Below are 19,315 nucleotides of genomic sequence, written 5' to 3'. Positions count from 1 at the left end.
TGCGGATTTTCCTCGCGGGAGAAGGCTGCTGTCGTAGGCTTCGTTGGCGAACAACTCGTGAACACCCGACGCGCTGGGGGCGCGCGAAGATGCTCGAGAGGGGACTCGAGCAGGAAGGGCCTCGACATGCGCCAGCTGAAAACCGCAGTCGCCGTTGCCGCCTCCGTCGGAATCCTGCTCTGCGGTTGCGCCCACAAAGAAGGGGGCGGCGCCGCCTCGCCGTCCACCACGACCACCACGGCGGGGCCGAAGGGGCCCCTGACGAAGGACCAGCTGGCCAACCTCATGCTCAGCCCGACCGAGCTGGACACCGCGCTCGGCGTCACGGGTACTTACAGCGACCCGCCGAAAACCGCTCTGGTACTAGACCCGGTCAAGCGCAGTGACTACACGGTTCCCCCCGAATGCGCCTATGCCATCCGCGCGGCCCTGGAAGGTGTTTACGCCGACAGCGGGAACAGCGCGGTCTACGGCTACCACGACGTCGCACCCGCTCCCCCGGGTGCGACCGACATGGAAAGGCCGGACGTCGATCAGTTCGTGGTGTTGTTTCCTTCGCCGGATCAGGCGACCGCATTCTTCACTGCCTCGTCCCAGCGGTGGCCGGCCTGCGCCAACCGCCAGGACACCGTTCCCGCCGAGGGCGGTCAACCGGAACTGCAGTGGAAGGTCGGCGACGTTGCCACCACCAACGGGGTTGTGCGCGCCGCCGTGACGGTGACCGTCACCGCTAGCGCCGGGAACGTCACCATGCCGTGTCAGCGGGCGCTGACCGTCCGCAACAACGTCGTCATCGACGTCGACGCGTGCCGCAAGGACGTCGGAGACCTCGGCGTCAACATCGCCAACCAGATCGCTGCAAAGGTCGACAAGCAATAGGCGGGCAACAGGGTGGCGTACCGGCGCGCGTCCCCCGAACCCCTCTGGCCGCCCGGCGTTCACCTACCTGCAGTAGCTGCTCGCCGGGACCCCGGCGTACGATCTTGCGGCCGAACCCGGTCAAGCCACAACACTTGCGCCACCACCGATACTGGCGGTAAGCCGTAGCTGCACACGTTGTCGCGGAATCGTTTCGGGCGGTCGGTCGTGGGGTGTCGAAAGGGAACTGAATGAGCGCATCGGAGATGGCGGCCGAAACTGGCGGGGGGCGGCCGGTGATTCACCTCTCACAGTTGCTGCGCGCCCCGGTGCTGGCCCGCGCCGGGGAGACCGTGGGGCGGGTCGAGGACGTGATCGTGCGACTGCGCGGCACCGACGAGTATCCACTGGTGACCGGCATCGTCGCCGGGGTCGGCGGGCGGCGGGTCTTCATCGGTGACAAATCCATCGATGAGTACAACGCCGAGCGAGTTCTGTTGACCAAGAACAAGGTTGACCTCCGCGGCTTCGAGCGCCGCGACGGTGAGGTGCTGTTGCGCGCCGACGTGTTGGGCCACCGGCTGATCGACGTCGCCAACGTGGAGCTGATCCGGGCGTACGACGTGGAGCTGGAAGATACCGGCGCCGGGTGGATGCTGACGCGCGTGGACACCCGACGGCCGCCACGGTTGTTCGGGCTGATCAAGCAGTCCGGTGGGCACGCCGCTCGCGATTGGAAGGCATTCGAACCGCTGATCGGCGACGCTCGCTCGGACGCCGTGCGGCGCTTGTCGGATCGCTTCGGCGAGTTCAAAGCCGCCGAGATCGCCGACCTTCTCGAGGAGGCGGACAAGGCCGAGGGCGGCGAGATCCTCGACCGCGTGCGCAGCGACCCCGAACTCGAAGCGGACGTGTTCGAAGAGCTGGAGCCGGAAAAGGCAAGCCGCCTTCTCGATGGCATGCCCGACAACGAGGTCGCCGGGCTGCTCGGCCGGATGCGCGCAGACGACGCCGCCGACGCGATCGCCGATCTGCGCCAGTCGCGGCGGCGACGGGTACTAGAACTGATGCCCGGCCCCCAGCGCACCAAGGTCATCACCTTGATGGGGTTCAACCCCGAGAGTGCCGGCGGGCTGATGAACGTCGACTTCGTCTCCTGCGCCGCGACCAGCACGGCGGCGGAAGCGTTGAGGTTGCTCGCCACCGCCCACACCATCCAGCCGGAGGCGCTCATCAAAGTGCACGTCCTCGGCGAGGACGGGCGGCTCGACGGTGTGGTCTCGGTGATCACGCTGCTGCAGGCTGCCGCCGGTGAAACCCTTGAGGGACTGATGGATTCGGATCCCGTGCGGGTCACCGCCGACGCCGACCTGACCGACGTCGCGCTGTTGATGGCCGACTTCAATCTCTATTCCATCCCGGTCGTCGACGACCAGGACCGCGTGCTCGGGGTGGTCACCGTCGACGACGTGCTGGAGGCCACCATCCCCGAGGACTGGCGGCGGCGCGAACCCGCGCCGCGTCCCGTCCGCGAGCCCACCCAACCCGGCGACCACCACACGCGCGCGCCGGGAGGTAACGGGCTGTGACCACGGGTAGCGAGGAGACGGCCCGTAGCGCGGTGCTCGACACCGCGCACCTGGGTGACATCGAGGGCGCGTTCGGACGGATCAGCGTCGGCGAGACCGAGCACCCCCGCACCTGGAAGACGCGGCTGCTGACCCTGCTCGCGATCGTCGGCCCGGGGATCATCGTCATGGTCGGCGACAACGACGCCGGCGGCGTGGCGACCTACGCTCAGGCGGGTCAGAACTACGGCTACTCCCTGCTGTGGGTGCTGCTGCTGCTGGTGCCGGTGCTCATCGTCAATCAGGAAATGGTGGTCCGGCTCGGCGCGGTCACCGGCGTCGGACACGCCCGGCTGATCAACGAACGGTTCGGCCGTGGCTGGGGCTGGTTCTCGGTCGGGGACCTTTTCCTGCTCAACTTCCTCACGATCGTCACCGAGTTCATCGGCATCTCGCTGGCCGCCGAATACATCGGCGTCTCCAAATACGTCGTGGTGCCGATCTCGGCGGTGGCGCTGGTGGCAATCATGGCAAGCGGCAGCTTCCGTCGTTGGGAGCGCGCGATGTTCATCTTCATCGCGATCACCCTGCTGCAGATCCCGATGCTGCTGATGTCCCATCCGCAGTGGGGTCAGGCCGCCAAGTCCTTTGTGATGCCCAGCATCTCGGGCGGGGTGAGTTCGGACGCGGTGCTGCTCATCATCGCCATCGTCGGCACCACCGTGGCCCCCTGGCAGTTGTTCTTCCAGCAGTCCAACGTCGTCGACAAACGCATCACGCCGCGATTCATCGGCTACGAGCGCGCCGACACCGTGCTGGGCGCCTTCGTCGTCGTCATCGGCGCGGCGGCCCTGGTGATGACTGGCGAATGGGCGGCGCGCTCCACCAACACCGTCGGCGGTTTCACCGACGCCGGCGCGACGGCGCACCTGCTCGGCCAACAGCGCGGCGCGCTCGGCTCGATCTTCGCGATCGTCTTGATGGACGCCTCGATCATCGGCGCCGCGGCGGTGACGCTGGCCACCAGCTACGCCTTCGGCGACGTGTTCGGCCTGAAGCACTCGCTGCACCGCGGATTCGCCGACGCCAAACAGTTCTACCTGTCCTACACCGCGATGGTGGCGTTGGCCGCGGCCATCGTGCTCATCCCCGGCGCGCCGCTCGGGTTGATCACCACCGCGGTTCAGGCCCTGGCCGGCCTGCTGCTACCGAGCGCCAGCGTCTTCTTGCTGCTGCTGTGCAACGACCCACAAGTGTTGGGGCCGTGGGTCAATCGGCCCTGGCTCAACTGGGTCGCCGGGCTGATCGTCGGCACGCTGTTGCTGCTGTCGGGAATCCTGATGGCCACCACGCTGTTTCCCAAACTCGACGTCGTCGCGGTGGCCGGCTACCTGGCTCTGTCCCTGGTCCTTCTCGCCGTTGCCGCCATACCGGTGCTGCGCTTGATGGCCCGACGCCAACCGGCGCTCCCCACCCCCCAGCTGCCGGCGCGCGGCGTGGACCGCAACGCCTGGCGCATGCCACCGTTGACCCTGCTCGAGCCGGTCGTCTGGTCCCCGGGCACCCGGCTCGGGATGATCGCGCTGCGCGGCTACCTGGTGATCGGCGCGCTGCTGTTGGTGGTCAAGGCAATCCAGCTCAGCCACTGACCGCGTCGCGTATCCGGCGGGCCACCTCGCCGTATCGCTCGAAGCGCTCCGGGTCGCCCACGGCGTTGTAAAGGACCAGGCGCGTGGCCTTTCCGGCATATTTGTCCGTCAGCGCGCCCGCCAACCCGTCCCACGTCGACTCGGTGGCGAAGGCGGCGATGTGATCGTCGCTGACCTGGGCCGCCATCCCGGCAAAGTCCCCGGCCTTCTGCTTTTCCCGGATCCGCGCCGTCGTGCCCTCGAACCCCGCCTGGTCCCAGATGAACGCGTAGTTGGGTGTGCTGCCGTAGAAGGCCATGCTGGCACGCACCGCTTCTCGCTGTTTGTCGCGCTCTTCGTCGGTGTCGCCGACGATGGTCATCACCGGCACGATCACTGCGAGGTCCGACGGCGAGCGGCCGGCCTTCGCCGCCCCTTCGGCGATGCTGGGCAGGACGTGGCGCTCGATGTAGCCCGGCTCGCCGATCGGATGCACGTGCACCCCGTCGGCCACTTCGCCGGCCATCCGCAGCATCCACGGGTTGACCGCTGCGATATCGACTTTCGGATCGGGCGTCGCGATCGGGCCCGGGCTCCATTGCGGGGTGATGAAGTCGAGGTCGTAGAAGTCGCCGTGGTGCTCAAGCGTCCCGCTACGAAACGCCGCAAAGCACGCCTTGACGGCGAACAAGTAGTCGCGCAGCCGCGGGCCCGGCCGCTCGAACGCCACTCCGTAGCGCCGGACGACGTGGGTGCGTACCTGGGTGCCCAGGCCCAGCCGGAAGTTCCCGCCGGTCGCTTCCTGAAGCTCCCAGGCCGTGGCGGCAGTGACGAAGGGACTGCGCGGAAAGGCCACGGCCACCCCCGTGGACAGCTCGAGACCGGGCGCGGCCTGCGACGCGACCGCGGCGTTGAGGTAGGCCGTCCGGCCCGTCTCGGTGAACAACAGGCCCGAGAACCCCGCGGATTGCGTTCGCCGGGCCAGGTCGCCGATCTGCTGCAGCGGCTGGGGGACCGTCATCGCGTCGACGTGCATTCCTCGAAGCCTACGTGGGGCCCAGCGGTGCGTTGCTCCGCGGCACGACGGCCGCCCCTTGCTGGGCGGCCACTTCACGGTGTTAGCTCTGTAGTCAGCAGCAACCACCGCCGTTTCGTTAACAGGAGGATCGCGAACATGCTTCGTGGATTGATCACGGCTGGAGCAATCGCCGTGGGGATTGCCCTCGCTCCCCTGGCTCAGGCCGCACCGTCGACCACGACGCCCCAATAACGTTGGCGCCTCGATGTCTGTGCCAGCCGCGCGATTGATCGCCGTCGTCTCGATGGGATGTGCCGGCCTCCTGGCGTGCGGGGCCCAGCACGCCGCGCCGCCCAGCCCCTCGAGCTCGAGCGTGACCAAACCGGTAGCGTCCAGCAGTTCGAGCGCGCCGCGCGGCCCGGCGGAATCCCCCACGGCCACGACCACGCCGACCTGCGTCGGGTTGTCCATCTGTCCGCCACCGCCACCCGACGCCGAGGGGAATCCGGCGTGCTACTACGCCGACGGCTGGCGCGCCGATGACACCGGGTCCGGAATCGAGGTCTGGTATTTCCGCGACCCGAAGAACCCGTCCGGCCCGGAAAAGATCACGGCGCTCGTGCGCAAGAAGGACGGCACCACCGAGTCGCAGGACGCCGACATCGAACCGGGCCAACGGGTGCATCGCTTCGGATTCCCCAACGCCGCGCCGTCCACGGTGCAAGAGGTGCTGTTCAGCAGCGCCACCGGCCGCTGCTTCGTGATCGGGCCCGGCTGAAGCGCGGGCCCCGGTAAACGATTAGCGCTTTGGGGGACGGTGGCTCACCGGTGCGGTGAAGCCCTGAGTGTCGTCAAAGTGAGCCCACTGGCCGTCGTCGTTGACTTCCATGCGCCAACCGAGCTCGGTACTGCCGCCGATCGAATGGATGAACCATGCGTGCGCGGACTCTGCGCTGGCAAAATCCCTCGTCGCGACGACCCGGCCACGTGGGTCGATAACGCGAAACTCAACCATGGGATGTGATTATCCCTGCCAGCGACTTTTCAATCGGCTAATCGCCGATTTGCGGGCAAAGCCGAACGCGAACGCTGCTACGGCAACTCTGGCAAATCCCGGGCTAGACGGTGCGGGCCAACCGGTCGGCGAGCAGCTCGGCGAACCTCGCCGGGTCCTCGAGCGCGCCACCTTCGGCGAGAAGCGCTGTGCCATAGAGCAATTCAGCTGTCTCGGCGACTTGGGCAAGTTCCGCCTCGCCGGTCGCCTGCTGTTGCGCCTCGCGCAGTCCGGTCACCAGCGGATGGTTGGGATTGAGCTCGAGAATCCGCTTGCCCACCGGGATGTCCTGCCCGGAGGCACGGTACATCCGGGCGAGGGCAGGGGTGATGCCGAAGACGTCGGTGATCAGGCAGGCCGGCGAGTCGGTCAGGCGACTGGAAAGTCGTACCTCCTTGACATGTTCGCTTAACGTCTCCTTCATCCAGTTCAGGAGGTCGGCGAACTCCTTCTGCTGCTCCTCGCGCTCCGCTTCGCTCTCGTCGCCCTCGGAACTGAGGTCCACCTCACCTTTGGCGACCGACTGCAGCGGTTTGCCCTCGAACTCGGTCACCGTTCCCACCCAGACCTCGTCGACCGGGTCGGTGAGCAACAAGACCTCGTAGCCCTTGGCTTTGAACGCCTCCAGGTGGGGCGATTTCAGGATCTGTTGGCGCGTCTCCCCCGTCGCGAAGAAGATCTGCTCCTGACCCTCCTTCATGCGCTGCACGTACTCGGCGAGGGTGGTCGGCTCCTCCTCGCTGTGCGTCGAGGCGAACGACGAGATCTGCAGCAAGGTCTCGCGGTTGTCGAAGTCCGACAGCAACCCCTCTTTGACGACTCGGCCGAACTGGGTCCAAAAGGTGCGGTAGTCGTCGGGCCGCTCGGCCTGCAGCTCCTTGATGGTGGAGAGGATCTTCTTGGTGAGCCGCCGGCGGATGGCCTTGATCTGCCGATCCTGCTGCAGGATTTCGCGGGACACGTTGAGCGACATGTCCTGTGCGTCCACGACGCCCTTGACGAAGCGCAGGTATTCGGGCATGAGCTGGTCGCAGTCGCCCATGATGAACACCCGCTTGACGTAGAGCTGGATCCCGGTCTGGGCGTCGCGGTTGAACAGGTCGAACGGGGCGTGGGACGGGATGAACAGCAACGCCTGGTATTCGAAGGTGCCCTCGGCCTTCATCGCGATGATCTCCAGCGGGTCGTCCCAGGCATGCGCGATGTGCTTGTAGAACTCCTTGTACTCCTCCTCGGAGACGTCTTCCTTGGGCCGGGCCCACAGCGCCTTCATCGAGTTGAGGGTCTCGACCTCTTTGGTGACGGTCTCCTCGCCGCTCTCCCCCTCTTCGTCCGAGGTCGCGGGCGTCCGCCGCTCGACCTCCATCCGGATGGGCCACGCGATGAAGTCGGAGTACTTCTTGACCAGGCCCCGGATCTTCCATTCCGAGGTGTAGTCGTGCAGCTCGTCCTCGGTGTCTTCGGGCTTGAGGTGCAAGGTGACCGACGTCCCCTGCGGAGCGTCGTCGACGGCTTCGATGGTGTAGGTGCCCTCGCCGCTCGATTCCCATCGGGTGGCTTCGCTCTCGCCGGCCTTGCGGGTGAGCAGCTCGACCTTGTCGGCGACCATGAAGCTGGAGTAGAAGCCGATGCCGAACTGGCCGATCAGTTCCTCGGAGGCGGCCTCGTTCTTGGCCTCCCTCAGCTGCTGACGCAGCTCGCCGGTGCCCGACTTGGCCAGCGTGCCGATCAGGTTGATCACCTCGTCGCGCGTCATCCCGATGCCGTTGTCACCGATGGTGAGCGTCCTCGCGTCTTTGTCGACCTCGAGGTCGATGTGCAGGTCGGAGGTGTCGACGTCGAGGTCCTTGTTGCGGAATGCTTCCAGCCGCAGCTTGTCCAGTGCGTCGGAAGCGTTCGAGATCAGCTCCCGCAGAAACGAATCCTTGTTGGAGTAGACGGAGTGGACCATCAGGTCCAGCAGTTGCCGTGCTTCCGCCTGAAACTCCAGCTGCTCGACACGCGCGTTCATGGCTTTCCCTACGTCTCTTCCCAGGTCCCCTCGGGGACGTTGACGAGTCAAATTTACCGAGTTGCGAAGCGCAGGCGCTTGGGGGTTCGCCCTCGTCCCGCCGGCCTCTAGGCTGAGGCCATGTCTGTTGCTCAACGCGAACGAGCCGCCCTGGTGGAGACGATGCGCGCCGTGGGACCGGAGGCGCCGACGCTGTGCGAAGGGTGGAAGACGCGCGACCTGGCCGCCCACCTCGTGATCCGGGAGTATCGGCCCGACGCCGCTCCGGGCATCTTGATCCCGTTCTTCGCGTCGCACACCGAGAAGGTGCAGAACCAGGCGGCCGAGCAGGGGTGGGACGAGCTGGTCGACAAGGTGGCGTCCGGTCCGCCGGTCTACTCGCCGTTCAAGCTGCTCGATCCGGTCGCCAATGTTGCCGAGATGTTCATCCACCACGAGGACGTGCGGCGGGCACAGCCGGGCTGGCAGCCGCGCGCCCTCGAACCCGAGCTGAGCGCCAGGCTGCGCCGCACCCTGCCCCTGATGGCGCGGCTCACGCTGGCCAAGCTGCCGGGCCGGGTGGCGTTGCGCACCCCGGAGGGCAAGACCCTACTGACGGCGGGACGCGGCCCCGCGGTCACGGTGACCGGTGCACCCGAGGAGCTGTTGCTGTTCTCGGTGGGGCGAGCCGCGCAAGTGGAATTCGACGGCGACGCGGCGGCGGTCCAGGCCGTCCGCGAAGCGCCCAAGGGGCTATAGCGCCCCTGGCTTCACCCGAAGGCTTGGCGAAGGTCCTTCTTGATGACCTTGCCGAACTGGTTGCGCGGCAGCCCATCGACGATCACCAGGCGCTCGGGATGTTTGTAGCGGCTCAACCCGCTCGAATGACAGTGCCGCACCAGCGATTCCAGTGACACCTCTTCGGTCGCGGGTACCACCACCGCGCATACGCGTTCGCCGGTACGCGGGTCCGGGACGCCGATGACCGCGACGTCGGCGACCGAGGGGTGGGTGGCCAGCACATTCTCGACTTCGAGGGCCGAGACGTTCTCCGCGTTGCGAATGATCGCATCCTTGATGCGCCCCGTCACGCGCACATTTCCCTCCTCGTCGACCAGGCCGAGATCGCCTGTGCGAAGCCAGCCGTCGTGGTCGAACGCGTCGACGTCGAGGGCGGGGTCGGCGTAGCCCAGGAAGCACTGTGGTCCCTTGAGCCGCAACTCACCTTCCTGCCCGGTGGTCAGTTCGGTTTCGTCGGCGCCGACCACCCGGACCTTGACCCCGGCCGTCGGCGTGCCGACGGTGTGGTCGAGCGAGTCGGGTGAGGCGGTGAGCGACGGGGAAGCCGCCACGGGGAACTCGGTGAGGCCCCACGCGTTGGCGATGCCGGGCAGGTCGAAGGCTTCTCGGACCTGGCGGCCCAGTTCGGCGGTGATGGGCGCACCGCCGGCCAGGCAGCCGCGGAGGAAGGGGAACAGCGGCCGGTCGCCGTGGGCTCGCTGGGCCGCGAGGAAGCCGACGAAGAACGGCGTGGCCGTGCCCAGAAACGTCGGGTTGTGCGCCGCGATGGAAAACGGTGTGGTCGCGGGGTCGAATACCCCGAACAGTGCCAACCGCATGCCGGCCTGCAGCGCTGCTGCCAGCATCACCGCCCCGCCGATGTGCGCGACCGGAAACGCGATGGGATCAACGTCGCTGTCGGTGATGCCGACCGCGCCGACCAGAGCCGTCGCACCGGCGATCACCGATGCGTCGGTATGCCGGATCCCTTTGGGCGCCGCGGTGGTTCCCGACGAGTAGTAGATCCATCGCGGGTCGCCGGCCGAAGCGGGCGGGGGCGCGAGCGCATCGGTTCCTGCGCGCGGCAGCCGGAGCTCGGCGCCCACCGGCGGCGTCGCCAAGTCGAGCGTGATCACCTGGAAGCCGCGGGCCGCGGCCAGGTCGCGCGCCAGCGCGCCGTGCCCGAAGCCGCGCCAAACCTCGGGCACCACAAGGTATTCCGACGACAGCTGCTCGGTGATGAAGCCGACCTCGCGTTCCCGCAATATCGGGATGATCGGGTTTTGCACCGCGCCGAGCCGGGCCAGCGCGGCCATCACGACCATGGTTTCGAGCGTGGTGGGCAGCTGCCACGAGACGACCGTTCCCGCGCCGATCCCGCGTTCGGCGAACGCGGCGGCCATCGCACAGGCGGCGTCGTGGAACTGACGTGCGGTCAGGCGGCGCCCCTGGTCGTCGGCGAGCAACGGCCGCGGCGATGCCGTCTTCGCCGCGTCGGCGATCAACGTCCAGTAGGTGACGCCGCTTCCGATGCTCATTCGTTCGTCGGATTGACCTGCGTCGGGCGGAATCCGGAGTGCGCTATCGCGACCGACACACCACTGCCGATGGGACCTGTGCGGTCGACGAGGACGGCCGACCCGGTGGCCACCCCGTCGTGGCTGTAATGGGTCAGGGAGGCCATGCCGATGTGCGGGCCTTCCGGCAGCCGGCTCAGCGTGAGCGTGTAGTCGACGTTGATGAACTGCAAGCCGTTCGTGCCCCAATTGGCAAGGGACGCCGTGATATCGGCCGCCATGGCGGCGCGGGTGAAGGGGGTGAGCGGTTCGCCGTCGATGAGCGAACGTGTCTCGTACAACCAGGTATATTTCGGGCCCGAGGTGTCGGCCCAGTCGGGGTCGCGATTCTGCAGTTCGGTGCCCCAGCCGTAGGTGCGCATGAAGAGCGTGGGTTGGGCGCCGTCCTCGAGGGGCAGCGGCGGCATCTGCGGTTGCGGCGACCACACCTGCCCCTCCGGCTGGGGGCCGCGCCGCAGGAACAGCGCACTCCCCCGCGCGACCGGGGCGTCACGCTGGGTGACGACCGCCTCGACGAGCCGCAGGCGCCGACGGTCGTGGTGCACGGTGGTGTGCACCTTCATGGGTTCCAGCGCGACCGGCGCGGGAAGGTCGACGGTCAGCCGGGCGGGTTGCAGTTCCGGGTCATCGACCGCGCGTTCGAGCGCCCAGCCCAGCAGGCCACCGACCACATGCCCGCTGAGCGATGGACCCCACCCACCGCGGGCGATCTGATTTGGCACGAAACGGCTTTCGTCGCGCGAGAAGTACGGCGCCTGCGCCGCTGCGGCAACGTCATCCGGCACGACATTGGTCTCGGTCAATGCACGACGCTCCGCCCAGAGATGGATCCCTCGTGTGAGGATGGCAACAGTAGATATTACAGTTTGCTCGCCAGTCTCAACGGGCCGACCTGTTGCGGGTCAATTGTGTAGCCGAGCAACGGCGTTGGCGCGCGTCAGGCGATCGCGGCGCCCACCAGGTGGCCGATCGCGTAGGTGATCGACAGCGCGAGGCCGCCCCCGATGACGTTGCGCAGCACGGCCGGGCCCCTGGGCGCCCCACCCAAACGGGCCGACACCGCCCCGGTCATCACCAGCGCGGCGAGTACGGCCGCGACGGTGACCGGGATTCGCCACGCCGCCGGCGGCGCCAGGATGGCGATCAGCGGCAGCAGGGCGCCGACCGCGAACGACAGCGCCGACGACGACGCCGCCTGCCACGGGTTGGTGAGCTCATCGGGATTGATACCGAGTTCGACTTCGGCGTGGGCGAGCAGCGGATTGTGGTCGGTCAGCTCCTCGGCGACGGTGCGGGCGGTGGCCGCACTCAGGCCTTTCGCCTCGTAGAGGGCGGCGAGCTCGTCCAACTCGGCGGCAGGATCGTCGCGCAGTTCTTGGCGCTCCTTGTGCAACAGCGCCTTCTCGGTGTCACGCTGGGTGCTGACCGACACGTATTCGCCCAGCGCCATCGACACCGCCCCGGCGACCAGTCCGGCGCTGCCGGCGGTCAATACCGGGGCGCGTTCTATCGTCGCGGCGGCAACGCCCACCACGATGCCCGCCGTGGAGACGATTCCGTCATTGGCGCCCAGCACTCCGGCGCGCAACCAGTTCAACTTCGATGAGACCGAGCCCTGATGCGGTTCGGCGGGATGCGGATGCGACGGACTCGACACGGCCGCAACGATATACGCCGCCACGCCGGCGGACTAGCATACGTAGCCTTGCCAAAGCAGTGACGACGTCTCGGCCGCGGCGTTTTGCCCGAAGGTGGCCGCGGCGGGCCGGCGTCGATTCGCGACACATCAACGTCTGCGACGACTCGCCGTCACAAGCCGGCGTGGTTTATCTCTCGCGGTTCCCGGCGCCGTCCGCCCTCCTCCGCCACGTCAACACGCAGGTCGGCGCGCCCCAGAGGTTCTGCATGGACCACTCACAGCCGTTGCATAGGGAAGCTATCTAGGGTCGGTCGGGTAAGGGGGGATTCTGAGGAGTTCACCAGCCGATAGACAGGTGAAGGACTATGAAACTTAAGCAAATACTCGGGGGGATCACCGTCGCCGGCGCTCTGGGAGCCGCCGCGCTGGGTATGGGTGCCGGTGCGGCCAACGCCGCTCCGGGTGCGCCGCCGCCCGGCCCGGCCGGCAGTCACGGCGGGCCGGCACCCGGAGGTATCCATCCACCGAACGCACCGGGTGATCCGGGCGGCCCCGGCGGTCCCGGTGGTCCGGGCGGCCCCGGCGGTCCGGGCGGACCGGGTGGCCCCGGTCACCCCGGCGGCCCCCAGGGCGGTCCCGGCGGACCTGGCGGCCCCGGGGGTCCCGATCATCCGGGCGGACCCGGCGGACCCGGTGGACCCGATCACCCGGGCGGACCGGGCGGACCCGGTGGACCCGATCACCCGGGCGGGCCTGGGGGTCCCGGCGGACCCGGTGGGCCGGGCGGCCCGTGGCACGGAGACCCGCAGCGTGGCTACTTCCGCGGCGCACCTTGGGGTGACGGGCCGGCACCCTGGGGGCCCGGCGAGCCGCCGCGACCCGATTGGGACAGGCCACTCCCGCCGCCTGGCGGGCAATGGGGATACGGCCCGATCAACTACTGGGGTTACCAGGAGACGCCCATGTGGGATGACGGATTCCACCAGTGGGGGTTCTGGTTCTTCGGAGTCTGGATTCCGCTGTAAACAGCAGTGACCACAGCGCCCGCTTCGCCACTTGGCGAGGCGGGCGCTGTGCTGCCGTCCGATGAACGAGCCAGGCCGCCGGGGCGACGCGTGCGGTGGTTGCTCAGGTGGGACCTTTGGCCTTCGGGCGGGGGCCCTACGCCATGCCATAGATGCCGTATGACCCTCGTTTGACGTGTCTCGATAGCGAAACATCGAGGTCACGGATTGGGCTCAAAGCTGAGCAATTGACCGGACAGGAGGCGCGATGACCTCGCCAGAACTTCGCGTGAGCCCGCTCTACGCGGGCACGGTTGTCGTCGCCGTGGTATCGGGAATCTGCGCATTGGCCGCGCTTGCCGCCGGATCGCCGCTTCAGTTCGGTGTCGCGTTGGCGATATTCGCCGCGGGGTGGATCGCCGCCGACTTCATCGAACGAGCGGCTGCGCCCGGGCAGCAGCGTTTGGCTCGATGTGAAGTCACCGTCGCCCGCCCGCTGCCCGCTTACCGACCTTCGCGCGTCGTGCACGCCGGTCAGTGCGAGCATTTCTCGCGGCCGGCTCCGCGGGTCGTGAGCAAGTTCGCCGCCTGACGATCGATCAGCTCTTGGTGCCGACCGTAATCAGGTCGGGAATGACCTGCGTCCACATCGGTCGCCGAACGCGATGCTGATCGCCGATTGCAAACCCGGCACCCTCGAACAACGCGCGCATCTCCCCCGGCGACGCATTGTGCTGCGGCTTCCATCTGTTGGCCGAGGGTGCTTGCAGCAGCGGTTGCCGGGCGCTCAAGGCCGCGACGGCCACCAACCCGCCCGGCGCCAGGACGCGGTGGAATTCGCGCAACGCCGCCGGCTGGTCGAAGAAGTGGAACGCCGAGGTGGTCACCACCGCGTCGAGCGCACCGTCGTCGAACGGCAACTGTTCAGCCGGGCCCCGCAGCCACCGCACCCGGTCCGTCCTGGCGCGGGCGCGGGCGAGCATGCCGTCGGACATGTCGACACCGAAGATCTCGTCGGGCTCCAGCTCTCGGGCGATCCGGTCACTGAGAATGCCGGTGCCGCAGGCGATGTCGGCGATCTTGCGGGCCCGATGAGCGCGCAGCTGCGCAATCACCTCATCGTGTGGCGGGCGGTAAACCCACCGCTGGAGGAACGGCAGATCGTACGCCGGGGCCAGAACACTCCACAGCCGCGTGACCGTGTCGTTGAGCCCCCGCCGACTCGGTGCCGTCATTTGGCCAGCACGGAGCTGTAGTAGATGGTGTCGGCGACCGACACCGAGTCGTTGGTTTGCGGAATCGCGGCGAGCCCGCTGTCGGCCAACAGCTCGCTCATCTTGGTGCCGACCGTCCGCCACCCCAGGTTCTCCAGATATTCGGCAACGTCGTTGCGCTCGCCCTCGAAACCCAGCTCCTCCCAATCCAACTCGAAGCCGTGGTCGCGCCACTTGGCGGTGGCCCTGCGCATCATCTCCCGTGCCTTCTCGACGTCCTGTTGTGGCCGGTCCGGGATGGCTTCCACGGCCAGCCTGCTGCCCTCGGCGCTCAGCGCGGAGATGTTGTCGAGCAAGCGATCCTGCGCGTCCGGCGGCAAGTACCCGAAAAGGCCTTCCGCGATCCAGGCCGTCGGGCGGCTCTTGTCGAAACCCGCTTCCACCAACGCTTTCGGCCAATCGCGTCGCAGGTCAATCGCGACCGTGCGCAGGTCGGCCTGCGGGGCGGCGCCCAGCTTCGCCAGTGTGGTGGTCTTGAATTCGATCACCTCCGGCTGGTCGATCTCGAACACCGTCATGTCGGCCGGCCACGACAACCGGTAAGCGCGCGCGTCCAGGCCGGACGCCAGGATGACGGCCTGACGGATGCCCGCCTGCGCCGCCTCGCGAAAGAACGTGTCGAAGAACCGGGTACGAGCGGCCATGGCCGCGGGCATGTGCTCGAGTTTCCACCCGGAGTCGTGGTCGTCGACGTCGGCGGCGTCGAGGTCACCGTCGACCCATCGTGTGAAGAAGTCCACGCCGACGGCGCGAACCAGCGGCTCGGCGAACCGGTCCTCGATCAGCGGAGTGTCGGCCTTGGTGGCGATCGCCCGGGCCGCGGCCACCATGGTGGCCGTCGCGCCGACGCTGGTGGCCAAGTCCCACGAGTCGTTGTCTGTGCGTGGCATGCGCCTGTTTCCCCCTCGGAGTGAAGCGATACTTAGCCACTATAACGACCGCGAGGGGCTGTGGGTTCCCGCGTGTTTCGCGGCAGGTCGCCGCGGGCCCGGGGCGTGGTTGTGGGTCCTACCGGGGGCCGGGGCCGCCACGCCCACCCGGCCCGCCGGGACCACCAGGTCCACCCGGCCCGCCGGGACCACCTGGTCCACCCGGCCCGCCGGGCCCGTTCACGGCGGGGACCGCGGGAACGCATTGATGCAAGTCCACGCTCCACACGAACCCTTCAGCGCAATTCGGGTCGGCGCGGCTGATGGCCGGCGCGGAAATCGCGATTGTCGGCAATGCCGTCAAAGCGAGCGCGAAGGCGCCGAAAGCCCAACCCCGTAACAGGTGCTTCATCGCCGCGATGCTCATGTCGGTCATTTTGCGACAGGCGACCCACTGGCGGTGCTGTTATTCGGTAACCAGTTCGAACACCGGGATGAGCCGGTCGGTGCGCTCCTGGTACTCGCCGAACCCCGGCGCGCGCTCGACGACGATCCGATACACGGAATCGCGCTCGTCGGGCGGCAATTCACGCACGGTCGCCGGCTTGGGGGCCTGCGAGCCGATCTCCACAGTCACCCGTGGGTTGGCGCGGATGTTGTGCACCCATGCGGGGTTGTTGTCCCGGCCCGCGGCGGACCCGACGACGTAGATCCTGCCGTCCACGTCGAAGTAGGCGACGGGATTCACTCGCTGCGCACCGCTGCGCGCACCGGTCGAGGTCAACAGCAGCAACGGAAAGCCCTCGAACTGTCCGCCGACCTTGCCGCCGTTGCGGCGGAACTCCTCGATGTTGCGCTCGTTGAATTCGCGCTCGGAGCGCTTCACATCGTCGGCCATCACCCCATCCTCGCAGGGAATCCGGCGGCGAACTGACCCACGGTTGACCGTCGCCGAATTCGGGTATCACCTGGCAATCCCATCGGGGGGGTATCCGCTTCCGCTGCGACGAAGTGAGCACGAGATGGTCGGCTGGCTGGACAGGCTGCAGCGACGAAACCGCGCCGCGGGCGTGGTGATCGCCGTCGTTTACAAATACCTCGACGACCAGGGCGGATATCTGGCCGCATTGATCACCTACTACGGCTTCGTGTCGCTGTTCCCCCTGCTCTTGCTGTTGACGACGGGCCTCGGGCTGATCCTCGCGGGGCGCCCGGATCTGCAGCAACAGGTGCTGCACAGCACCTTGAGCCAATTCCCCGTCATCGGCAACCAGTTGCATGAGCCCGCAGGCCTCAGCGGCGGCACCGTCGCCGTGGTCGTCGGCATCGCAGGTGCGCTTTACGGTGGTCTGGGCGTCGGTCAGGCCGTGCAGAATGCGATGGACTCGGTATGGGCCGTACCGAGGAACAAGCGTCCCGACCCGTTGCGCTCCCGCGCGCGCAGCCTGCTTCTCTTATTGGTCCTCGGCTCGGCCGCCCTGGCCGCCACCGCCCTGTCCGCGGCCGGCCAGGCCACCGGGGCGCTGGGCGTATTCGGAAAGATCGGCGTCGCACTGGTCGCCGTAGGAATCAACGCACTGATCTGCCTCGTGGCCTTCCGGGTGACCACCGCCCGGGGGCTCACCTATCGCCAGGTATTGCCCGGAGCGCTTGCGGCAGCTGTGATCTGGCAGGTATTGCAGTGGGGCGGAGCCGGTTACATCCGGCACACGGTGAAGACGGCCAGTGCCACCAACAGCGTCTTCGCTTTGGTGCTGGGATTGTTGGCCTTCCTGTTTCTCATCTCGTCAACACTGGTTTTGTGCGCCGAAATCAATGTCGTTCTGGTGGAACGGCTTTACCCGCGCGCCTTGCTCACGCCGTTCACCGATGACGCGGAACTCACACCGGCCGACCGCAAGACGTACACCAAGAAGGCAAAAGCCGAACAGGTCAAGGGGTTTCAACGCGTCAGCGTCAGGTTCGGCGACCTCGCCCGCAAGGCGGGCCGGCCCGGTACGCCGACGCCGCCGACGATCCGGAGCCGGCCCGCCGGCTAGTCAGTTGCCGCGGCCCGTTTCTTGCTGCAGCTCGTCGATGAGCTCCGACGCCTGGGCCTTGGTCATGTCGTCGGGCACCTCGCGCTTGGCTTCCTGGGCCAGGGTGTGCACGTAGCTCCGCTGGGGACCGGTCATCGGCTCGTCGCCCGTCACCCACTGGGACGGGTCCTTCTCGGGATTTTCGCCGGGCGCCTGTTGCGTGTCGTCAGTCATGTCTTCCACCTCCGCGCAGGGGAATAGCCATCGCACGTACGTTCGAAACATGGCTTGGGTGTGGCAGGCGTCGCAGCCAGGACCCGTCCCATTTTGGAAGAATCGATGCCATGTCGCGTTCCTTCGACATCCTGATCGAGTCGCCGGTGAGCGTGGAGCAGATCCACGCGACGTTCGGCCGCGAGGACTATTGGCTGGCCCGCCTTCGGGTCAGCGATGCTCCCACGACCCTGGATTCACTGGTCGTCGACGCCGACGGCACGGTGGCGGTTCGCGCGACCCAGCACGTGTCTCGCCAGCTACTGCCCACGCTGATCGCCAAAGCCGTCCCCGGCGAGCTCAAGATCGTCCACAGCGAGACGTGGCGACCAAGCGGGGACGGCGAGGTCCGAGGGCAGATCAGGGTGGTGACGTCAGGCGGCGTGGGATCCGGCCGTGCGGAAGCACGGATGGCGCCGACCGACGACGGCACGCAACTGCGGTTTGCCGTCCAGGTGGCGGTGAAAATCCCGCTGGTGGGCCGCAAGCTCGAGAAGTCGATGGAAGCCGACCTGGCCGAGAGCATTCCGGCGCTACAGCGCTTCACGACCACCTGGATCGCCGAAAATCCCTGAGACCTGAGAGGCTCGTCAGCCGTCCGCGATGGGCGAGGCGGGCTCGACGGCGACGAGTTCGGTGAGTCCGCTGATGGTGAGGATGGGCATCAGGATCGGGTGGGCGATCAGGTTGATGTGGTTGGCGTGGGCGAACAGGGCGTTGATGGCGGCGCTGTCCAGGTACTCGACGCCGCTGAGGTCGACGGTGAGCGGGCCGCCCCCGGCCGCCTGGCCGCTGGCGGCGGTGAGGGCTTGAACGAAGGCGTCGATGTTGCTCAGGTCGATCTCCCCCGCGGCGACCAACATCAGTTCCCCGTCGTTGCGGCGCGCGGTGTCGAGGGTGAGCGACGTGGGCATCATGTGATCCTCGCGGATAGACGAACCGTGGTTCCGGCGGCGTCGGGGTCGATGGTGACGTCGTGCATGAGCCCCCGCATCAGGGCGATACCCCGGCCCCGATATGGATAGCTGGCCGGCTGCGGGGGCTTCCACGTGCCGGTGTCGGTGATCGTCAACTGCACTTGGTCCACCAGTGCGGTCGCGCCGAGGCTGATCGTGCCCTCGGGTTTGTCACGATGACCGTGCTCGATGGCGTTGGCGACGGCCTCGCCGGCGGCGACGAGCACGTTCATCGCCTGTTCTGGGTCCAGCCGGGTCCGAGTCAACCAGTGGCGCAACGCCGTTCGGGCCGGGGCGAGGTGGCTGACGTCGGCGGGGAAGGTCAGCTCCAGCGGCGCGGGATGGCGGTAGAGCAGCAGGACGACGTCGTCCTGATAGCCGCCGCCGGGAGCCAAACCGGACATGATGTTATTCGCCAAGTCGTCGAGGGTGGAGCTCCGTCCGTCCTGCACCAGCGTCGCGGCGCGGGAGATGCCCTGTCCCAGCGCGGTGCGGCGGCGTTCGACCAACCCGTCGGTGTAGAGCAGCAGGGTCGCCCGCGCCGGCAGGATCACCCGACCCTCGGGGCGGGGCCAATCCGCACGCACCCCCAACGCGATGGTGTGACCGTCGTCGAGCATCTGCGTGGTGCCGTCCGCGTGGACCAGGATGGGCGGCGGGTGCCCGGCGCTGGAATACACCAGCTCCCCCGTCTCCGGGTTGAGCACCGCGCAGACGGCGGTGGTGCACTGGGCGCCGGGCAACCGCGCCGCGAAGCGATCCATCCCGGCCAAAGCGGCGCCCGGGCTTGGATTTTCGAACAGCAGCGC

At 67.7% G+C, this 19,315-nt stretch carries 21 protein-coding genes; 9 read left to right on the top strand and 12 right to left on the bottom strand.

Going from position 1 to position 19,315, the window contains the following annotated elements; translation table 11 throughout:
* Nucleotides 1–126: 126 nt before the first annotated feature.
* From A5713_RS15590 to A5713_RS15580, 3 genes are all read left to right on the top strand, one after another.
* A complete protein-coding gene (locus tag A5713_RS15590; protein ID WP_067917490.1) occupies nucleotides 127–879 on the top strand; it encodes a sensor domain-containing protein in 753 nt (250 codons plus the stop codon).
* 245 nt (nucleotides 880–1,124) lie between these two features.
* A complete protein-coding gene (locus A5713_RS15585; RefSeq protein WP_156751904.1) occupies nucleotides 1,125–2,447 on the top strand; it encodes a magnesium transporter MgtE N-terminal domain-containing protein in 1,323 nt (440 codons plus the stop codon).
* On the top strand, nucleotides 2,444–4,075 hold the full coding sequence (locus tag A5713_RS15580; protein ID WP_067917486.1) for an Nramp family divalent metal transporter: 1,632 nt from the start codon (nucleotides 2,444–2,446) through the stop codon (nucleotides 4,073–4,075). Before A5713_RS15585 ends, A5713_RS15580 begins: the two co-directional genes overlap by 4 nt.
* Here the strand turns inward: A5713_RS15580 and A5713_RS15575 are convergent.
* On the bottom strand, nucleotides 4,065–5,090 hold the full coding sequence (locus tag A5713_RS15575) for a TIGR03617 family F420-dependent LLM class oxidoreductase (RefSeq protein WP_068096757.1): 1,026 nt from the start codon (nucleotides 5,088–5,090) through the stop codon (nucleotides 4,065–4,067). The two genes, A5713_RS15580 and A5713_RS15575, sit on opposite strands and share 11 nt — an antisense overlap.
* A 247-nt stretch (nucleotides 5,091–5,337) precedes the next feature.
* On the opposite strand from A5713_RS15575, the gene A5713_RS15570 reads away from it, so the two are divergent.
* A complete protein-coding gene (locus A5713_RS15570; protein ID WP_068096754.1) occupies nucleotides 5,338–5,850 on the top strand; it encodes a hypothetical protein in 513 nt (170 codons plus the stop codon).
* A gap of 21 nt (nucleotides 5,851–5,871) precedes the next feature.
* Here A5713_RS15570 and A5713_RS15565 read toward each other — a convergent pair whose 3' ends face one another.
* Nucleotides 5,872–6,087, bottom strand: coding sequence for a hypothetical protein (locus tag A5713_RS15565; RefSeq protein ID WP_068096751.1), 216 nt, complete (start codon nucleotides 6,085–6,087; stop codon nucleotides 5,872–5,874).
* Between the two features lie 103 nt (nucleotides 6,088–6,190).
* A complete protein-coding gene (gene htpG, locus A5713_RS15560) occupies nucleotides 6,191–8,137 on the bottom strand; it encodes a molecular chaperone HtpG (protein ID WP_068096749.1) in 1,947 nt (648 codons plus the stop codon).
* Nucleotides 8,138–8,257: 120 nt separating this feature from the next.
* On the opposite strand from htpG, the gene A5713_RS15555 reads away from it, so the two are divergent.
* Entirely contained in the window at nucleotides 8,258–8,875 is a 618-nt protein-coding gene (locus A5713_RS15555; protein ID WP_068096746.1) for a TIGR03085 family metal-binding protein, read from the top strand.
* A gap of 11 nt (nucleotides 8,876–8,886) precedes the next feature.
* Here the strand turns inward: A5713_RS15555 and A5713_RS15550 are convergent, their stop codons facing one another.
* From A5713_RS15550 to A5713_RS15540, 3 genes are all read right to left on the bottom strand, one after another.
* Nucleotides 8,887–10,434, bottom strand: a complete 1,548-nt coding sequence (locus tag A5713_RS15550; protein ID WP_068096744.1) for a class I adenylate-forming enzyme family protein — start codon at nucleotides 10,432–10,434, stop codon at nucleotides 8,887–8,889.
* Entirely contained in the window at nucleotides 10,431–11,276 is an 846-nt protein-coding gene (locus tag A5713_RS15545) for an acyl-CoA thioesterase domain-containing protein (RefSeq protein ID WP_068096740.1), read from the bottom strand. The genes A5713_RS15550 and A5713_RS15545 overlap by 4 nt, the downstream gene beginning before the upstream one ends.
* A 134-nt stretch (nucleotides 11,277–11,410) precedes the next feature.
* Nucleotides 11,411–12,130: a VIT family protein gene (locus A5713_RS15540; protein WP_067917579.1), complete on the bottom strand. Its 720-nt coding sequence runs from the start codon at nucleotides 12,128–12,130 to the stop codon at nucleotides 11,411–11,413.
* A gap of 347 nt (nucleotides 12,131–12,477) precedes the next feature.
* On the opposite strand from A5713_RS15540, the gene A5713_RS28785 reads away from it, so the two are divergent.
* Together A5713_RS28785 and A5713_RS15535 are read left to right on the top strand one after the other, a co-directional pair.
* A complete protein-coding gene (locus A5713_RS28785) occupies nucleotides 12,478–13,137 on the top strand; it encodes a chitin-binding protein (protein ID WP_082972978.1) in 660 nt (219 codons plus the stop codon).
* A 247-nt stretch (nucleotides 13,138–13,384) separates the two neighbouring features.
* A complete protein-coding gene (locus tag A5713_RS15535; protein WP_067917470.1) occupies nucleotides 13,385–13,708 on the top strand; it encodes a hypothetical protein in 324 nt (107 codons plus the stop codon).
* A 7-nt stretch (nucleotides 13,709–13,715) separates the two neighbouring features.
* On the opposite strand, the gene A5713_RS15530 is transcribed toward A5713_RS15535, so the two are convergent.
* The 3 genes from A5713_RS15530 to A5713_RS15520 form a co-directional block, all read right to left on the bottom strand.
* Entirely contained in the window at nucleotides 13,716–14,351 is a 636-nt protein-coding gene (locus A5713_RS15530) for a class I SAM-dependent methyltransferase (RefSeq protein ID WP_068096739.1), read from the bottom strand.
* The gene (locus A5713_RS15525) at nucleotides 14,348–15,280 is read right to left on the bottom strand and encodes an SAM-dependent methyltransferase (RefSeq protein ID WP_068096737.1); all 933 of its coding nucleotides are present in this window, start codon (nucleotides 15,278–15,280) and stop codon (nucleotides 14,348–14,350) included. The genes A5713_RS15530 and A5713_RS15525 overlap by 4 nt, the downstream gene beginning before the upstream one ends.
* A gap of 445 nt (nucleotides 15,281–15,725) precedes the next feature.
* Nucleotides 15,726–16,157 (bottom strand): nitroreductase family deazaflavin-dependent oxidoreductase, encoded by a 432-nt coding sequence (locus A5713_RS15520; RefSeq protein ID WP_068096735.1) that lies wholly within the window; start codon nucleotides 16,155–16,157, stop codon nucleotides 15,726–15,728.
* Nucleotides 16,158–16,281: 124 nt separating this feature from the next.
* On the opposite strand from A5713_RS15520, the gene A5713_RS15515 reads away from it, so the two are divergent.
* The gene (locus A5713_RS15515) at nucleotides 16,282–17,298 is read left to right on the top strand and encodes a YihY/virulence factor BrkB family protein (protein ID WP_068096819.1); all 1,017 of its coding nucleotides are present in this window, start codon (nucleotides 16,282–16,284) and stop codon (nucleotides 17,296–17,298) included.
* On the opposite strand, the gene A5713_RS15510 is transcribed toward A5713_RS15515, so the two are convergent.
* Nucleotides 17,299–17,511, bottom strand: coding sequence for a DUF3072 domain-containing protein (locus A5713_RS15510; RefSeq protein WP_067917577.1), 213 nt, complete (start codon nucleotides 17,509–17,511; stop codon nucleotides 17,299–17,301).
* Nucleotides 17,512–17,621: 110 nt separating this feature from the next.
* Between A5713_RS15510 and A5713_RS15505 the strand changes: the two genes are divergently transcribed.
* On the top strand, nucleotides 17,622–18,125 hold the full coding sequence (locus A5713_RS15505) for a DUF2505 domain-containing protein (RefSeq protein WP_068096733.1): 504 nt from the start codon (nucleotides 17,622–17,624) through the stop codon (nucleotides 18,123–18,125).
* A gap of 15 nt (nucleotides 18,126–18,140) precedes the next feature.
* On the opposite strand, the gene A5713_RS15500 is transcribed toward A5713_RS15505, so the two are convergent.
* On the bottom strand, nucleotides 18,141–18,464 hold the full coding sequence (locus A5713_RS15500) for an STAS domain-containing protein (RefSeq protein ID WP_067917575.1): 324 nt from the start codon (nucleotides 18,462–18,464) through the stop codon (nucleotides 18,141–18,143).
* On the bottom strand, nucleotides 18,464–19,315 hold an 852-nt coding region (locus A5713_RS15495; RefSeq protein WP_156751901.1), incomplete at its 5' end, for a SpoIIE family protein phosphatase. The genes A5713_RS15495 and A5713_RS15500, both read right to left, overlap by 1 nt.

Origin of the sequence: Mycobacterium sp. E2497 (assembly GCF_001668695.1) — a bacterium.
GTDB lineage: Bacteria > Actinomycetota > Actinomycetes > Mycobacteriales > Mycobacteriaceae > Mycobacterium.
This window is presented reverse-complemented; position numbering and strand designations above follow the sequence as displayed.

Coding starts and splice junctions, on each gene's coding strand:
- A5713_RS15590 (WP_067917490.1), top strand. CDS start 127: ATGCGCCAGCTGAAAACCGCAGTCGCCGTTGCCGCCTCCGTCGGAATC.
- A5713_RS15585 (WP_156751904.1), top strand. CDS start 1,125: ATGGCGGCCGAAACTGGCGGGGGGCGGCCGGTGATTCACCTCTCACAG.
- A5713_RS15575 (WP_068096757.1), bottom strand. CDS start 5,090: ATGCACGTCGACGCGATGACGGTCCCCCAGCCGCTGCAGCAGATCGGC.
- A5713_RS15570 (WP_068096754.1), top strand. CDS start 5,338: ATGTCTGTGCCAGCCGCGCGATTGATCGCCGTCGTCTCGATGGGATGT.
- A5713_RS15565 (WP_068096751.1), bottom strand. CDS start 6,087: ATGGTTGAGTTTCGCGTTATCGACCCACGTGGCCGGGTCGTCGCGACG.
- htpG (WP_068096749.1), bottom strand. CDS start 8,137: ATGAACGCGCGTGTCGAGCAGCTGGAGTTTCAGGCGGAAGCACGGCAA.
- A5713_RS15555 (WP_068096746.1), top strand. CDS start 8,258: ATGTCTGTTGCTCAACGCGAACGAGCCGCCCTGGTGGAGACGATGCGC.
- A5713_RS15550 (WP_068096744.1), bottom strand. CDS start 10,434: ATGAGCATCGGAAGCGGCGTCACCTACTGGACGTTGATCGCCGACGCG.
- A5713_RS28785 (WP_082972978.1), top strand. CDS start 12,478: ATGAAACTTAAGCAAATACTCGGGGGGATCACCGTCGCCGGCGCTCTG.
- A5713_RS15535 (WP_067917470.1), top strand. CDS start 13,385: ATGACCTCGCCAGAACTTCGCGTGAGCCCGCTCTACGCGGGCACGGTT.
- A5713_RS15530 (WP_068096739.1), bottom strand. CDS start 14,351: ATGACGGCACCGAGTCGGCGGGGGCTCAACGACACGGTCACGCGGCTG.
- A5713_RS15525 (WP_068096737.1), bottom strand. CDS start 15,280: ATGCCACGCACAGACAACGACTCGTGGGACTTGGCCACCAGCGTCGGC.
- A5713_RS15520 (WP_068096735.1), bottom strand. CDS start 16,157: ATGGCCGACGATGTGAAGCGCTCCGAGCGCGAATTCAACGAGCGCAAC.
- A5713_RS15515 (WP_068096819.1), top strand. CDS start 16,282: ATGGTCGGCTGGCTGGACAGGCTGCAGCGACGAAACCGCGCCGCGGGC.
- A5713_RS15510 (WP_067917577.1), bottom strand. CDS start 17,511: ATGACTGACGACACGCAACAGGCGCCCGGCGAAAATCCCGAGAAGGAC.
- A5713_RS15505 (WP_068096733.1), top strand. CDS start 17,622: ATGTCGCGTTCCTTCGACATCCTGATCGAGTCGCCGGTGAGCGTGGAG.
- A5713_RS15500 (WP_067917575.1), bottom strand. CDS start 18,464: ATGCCCACGTCGCTCACCCTCGACACCGCGCGCCGCAACGACGGGGAA.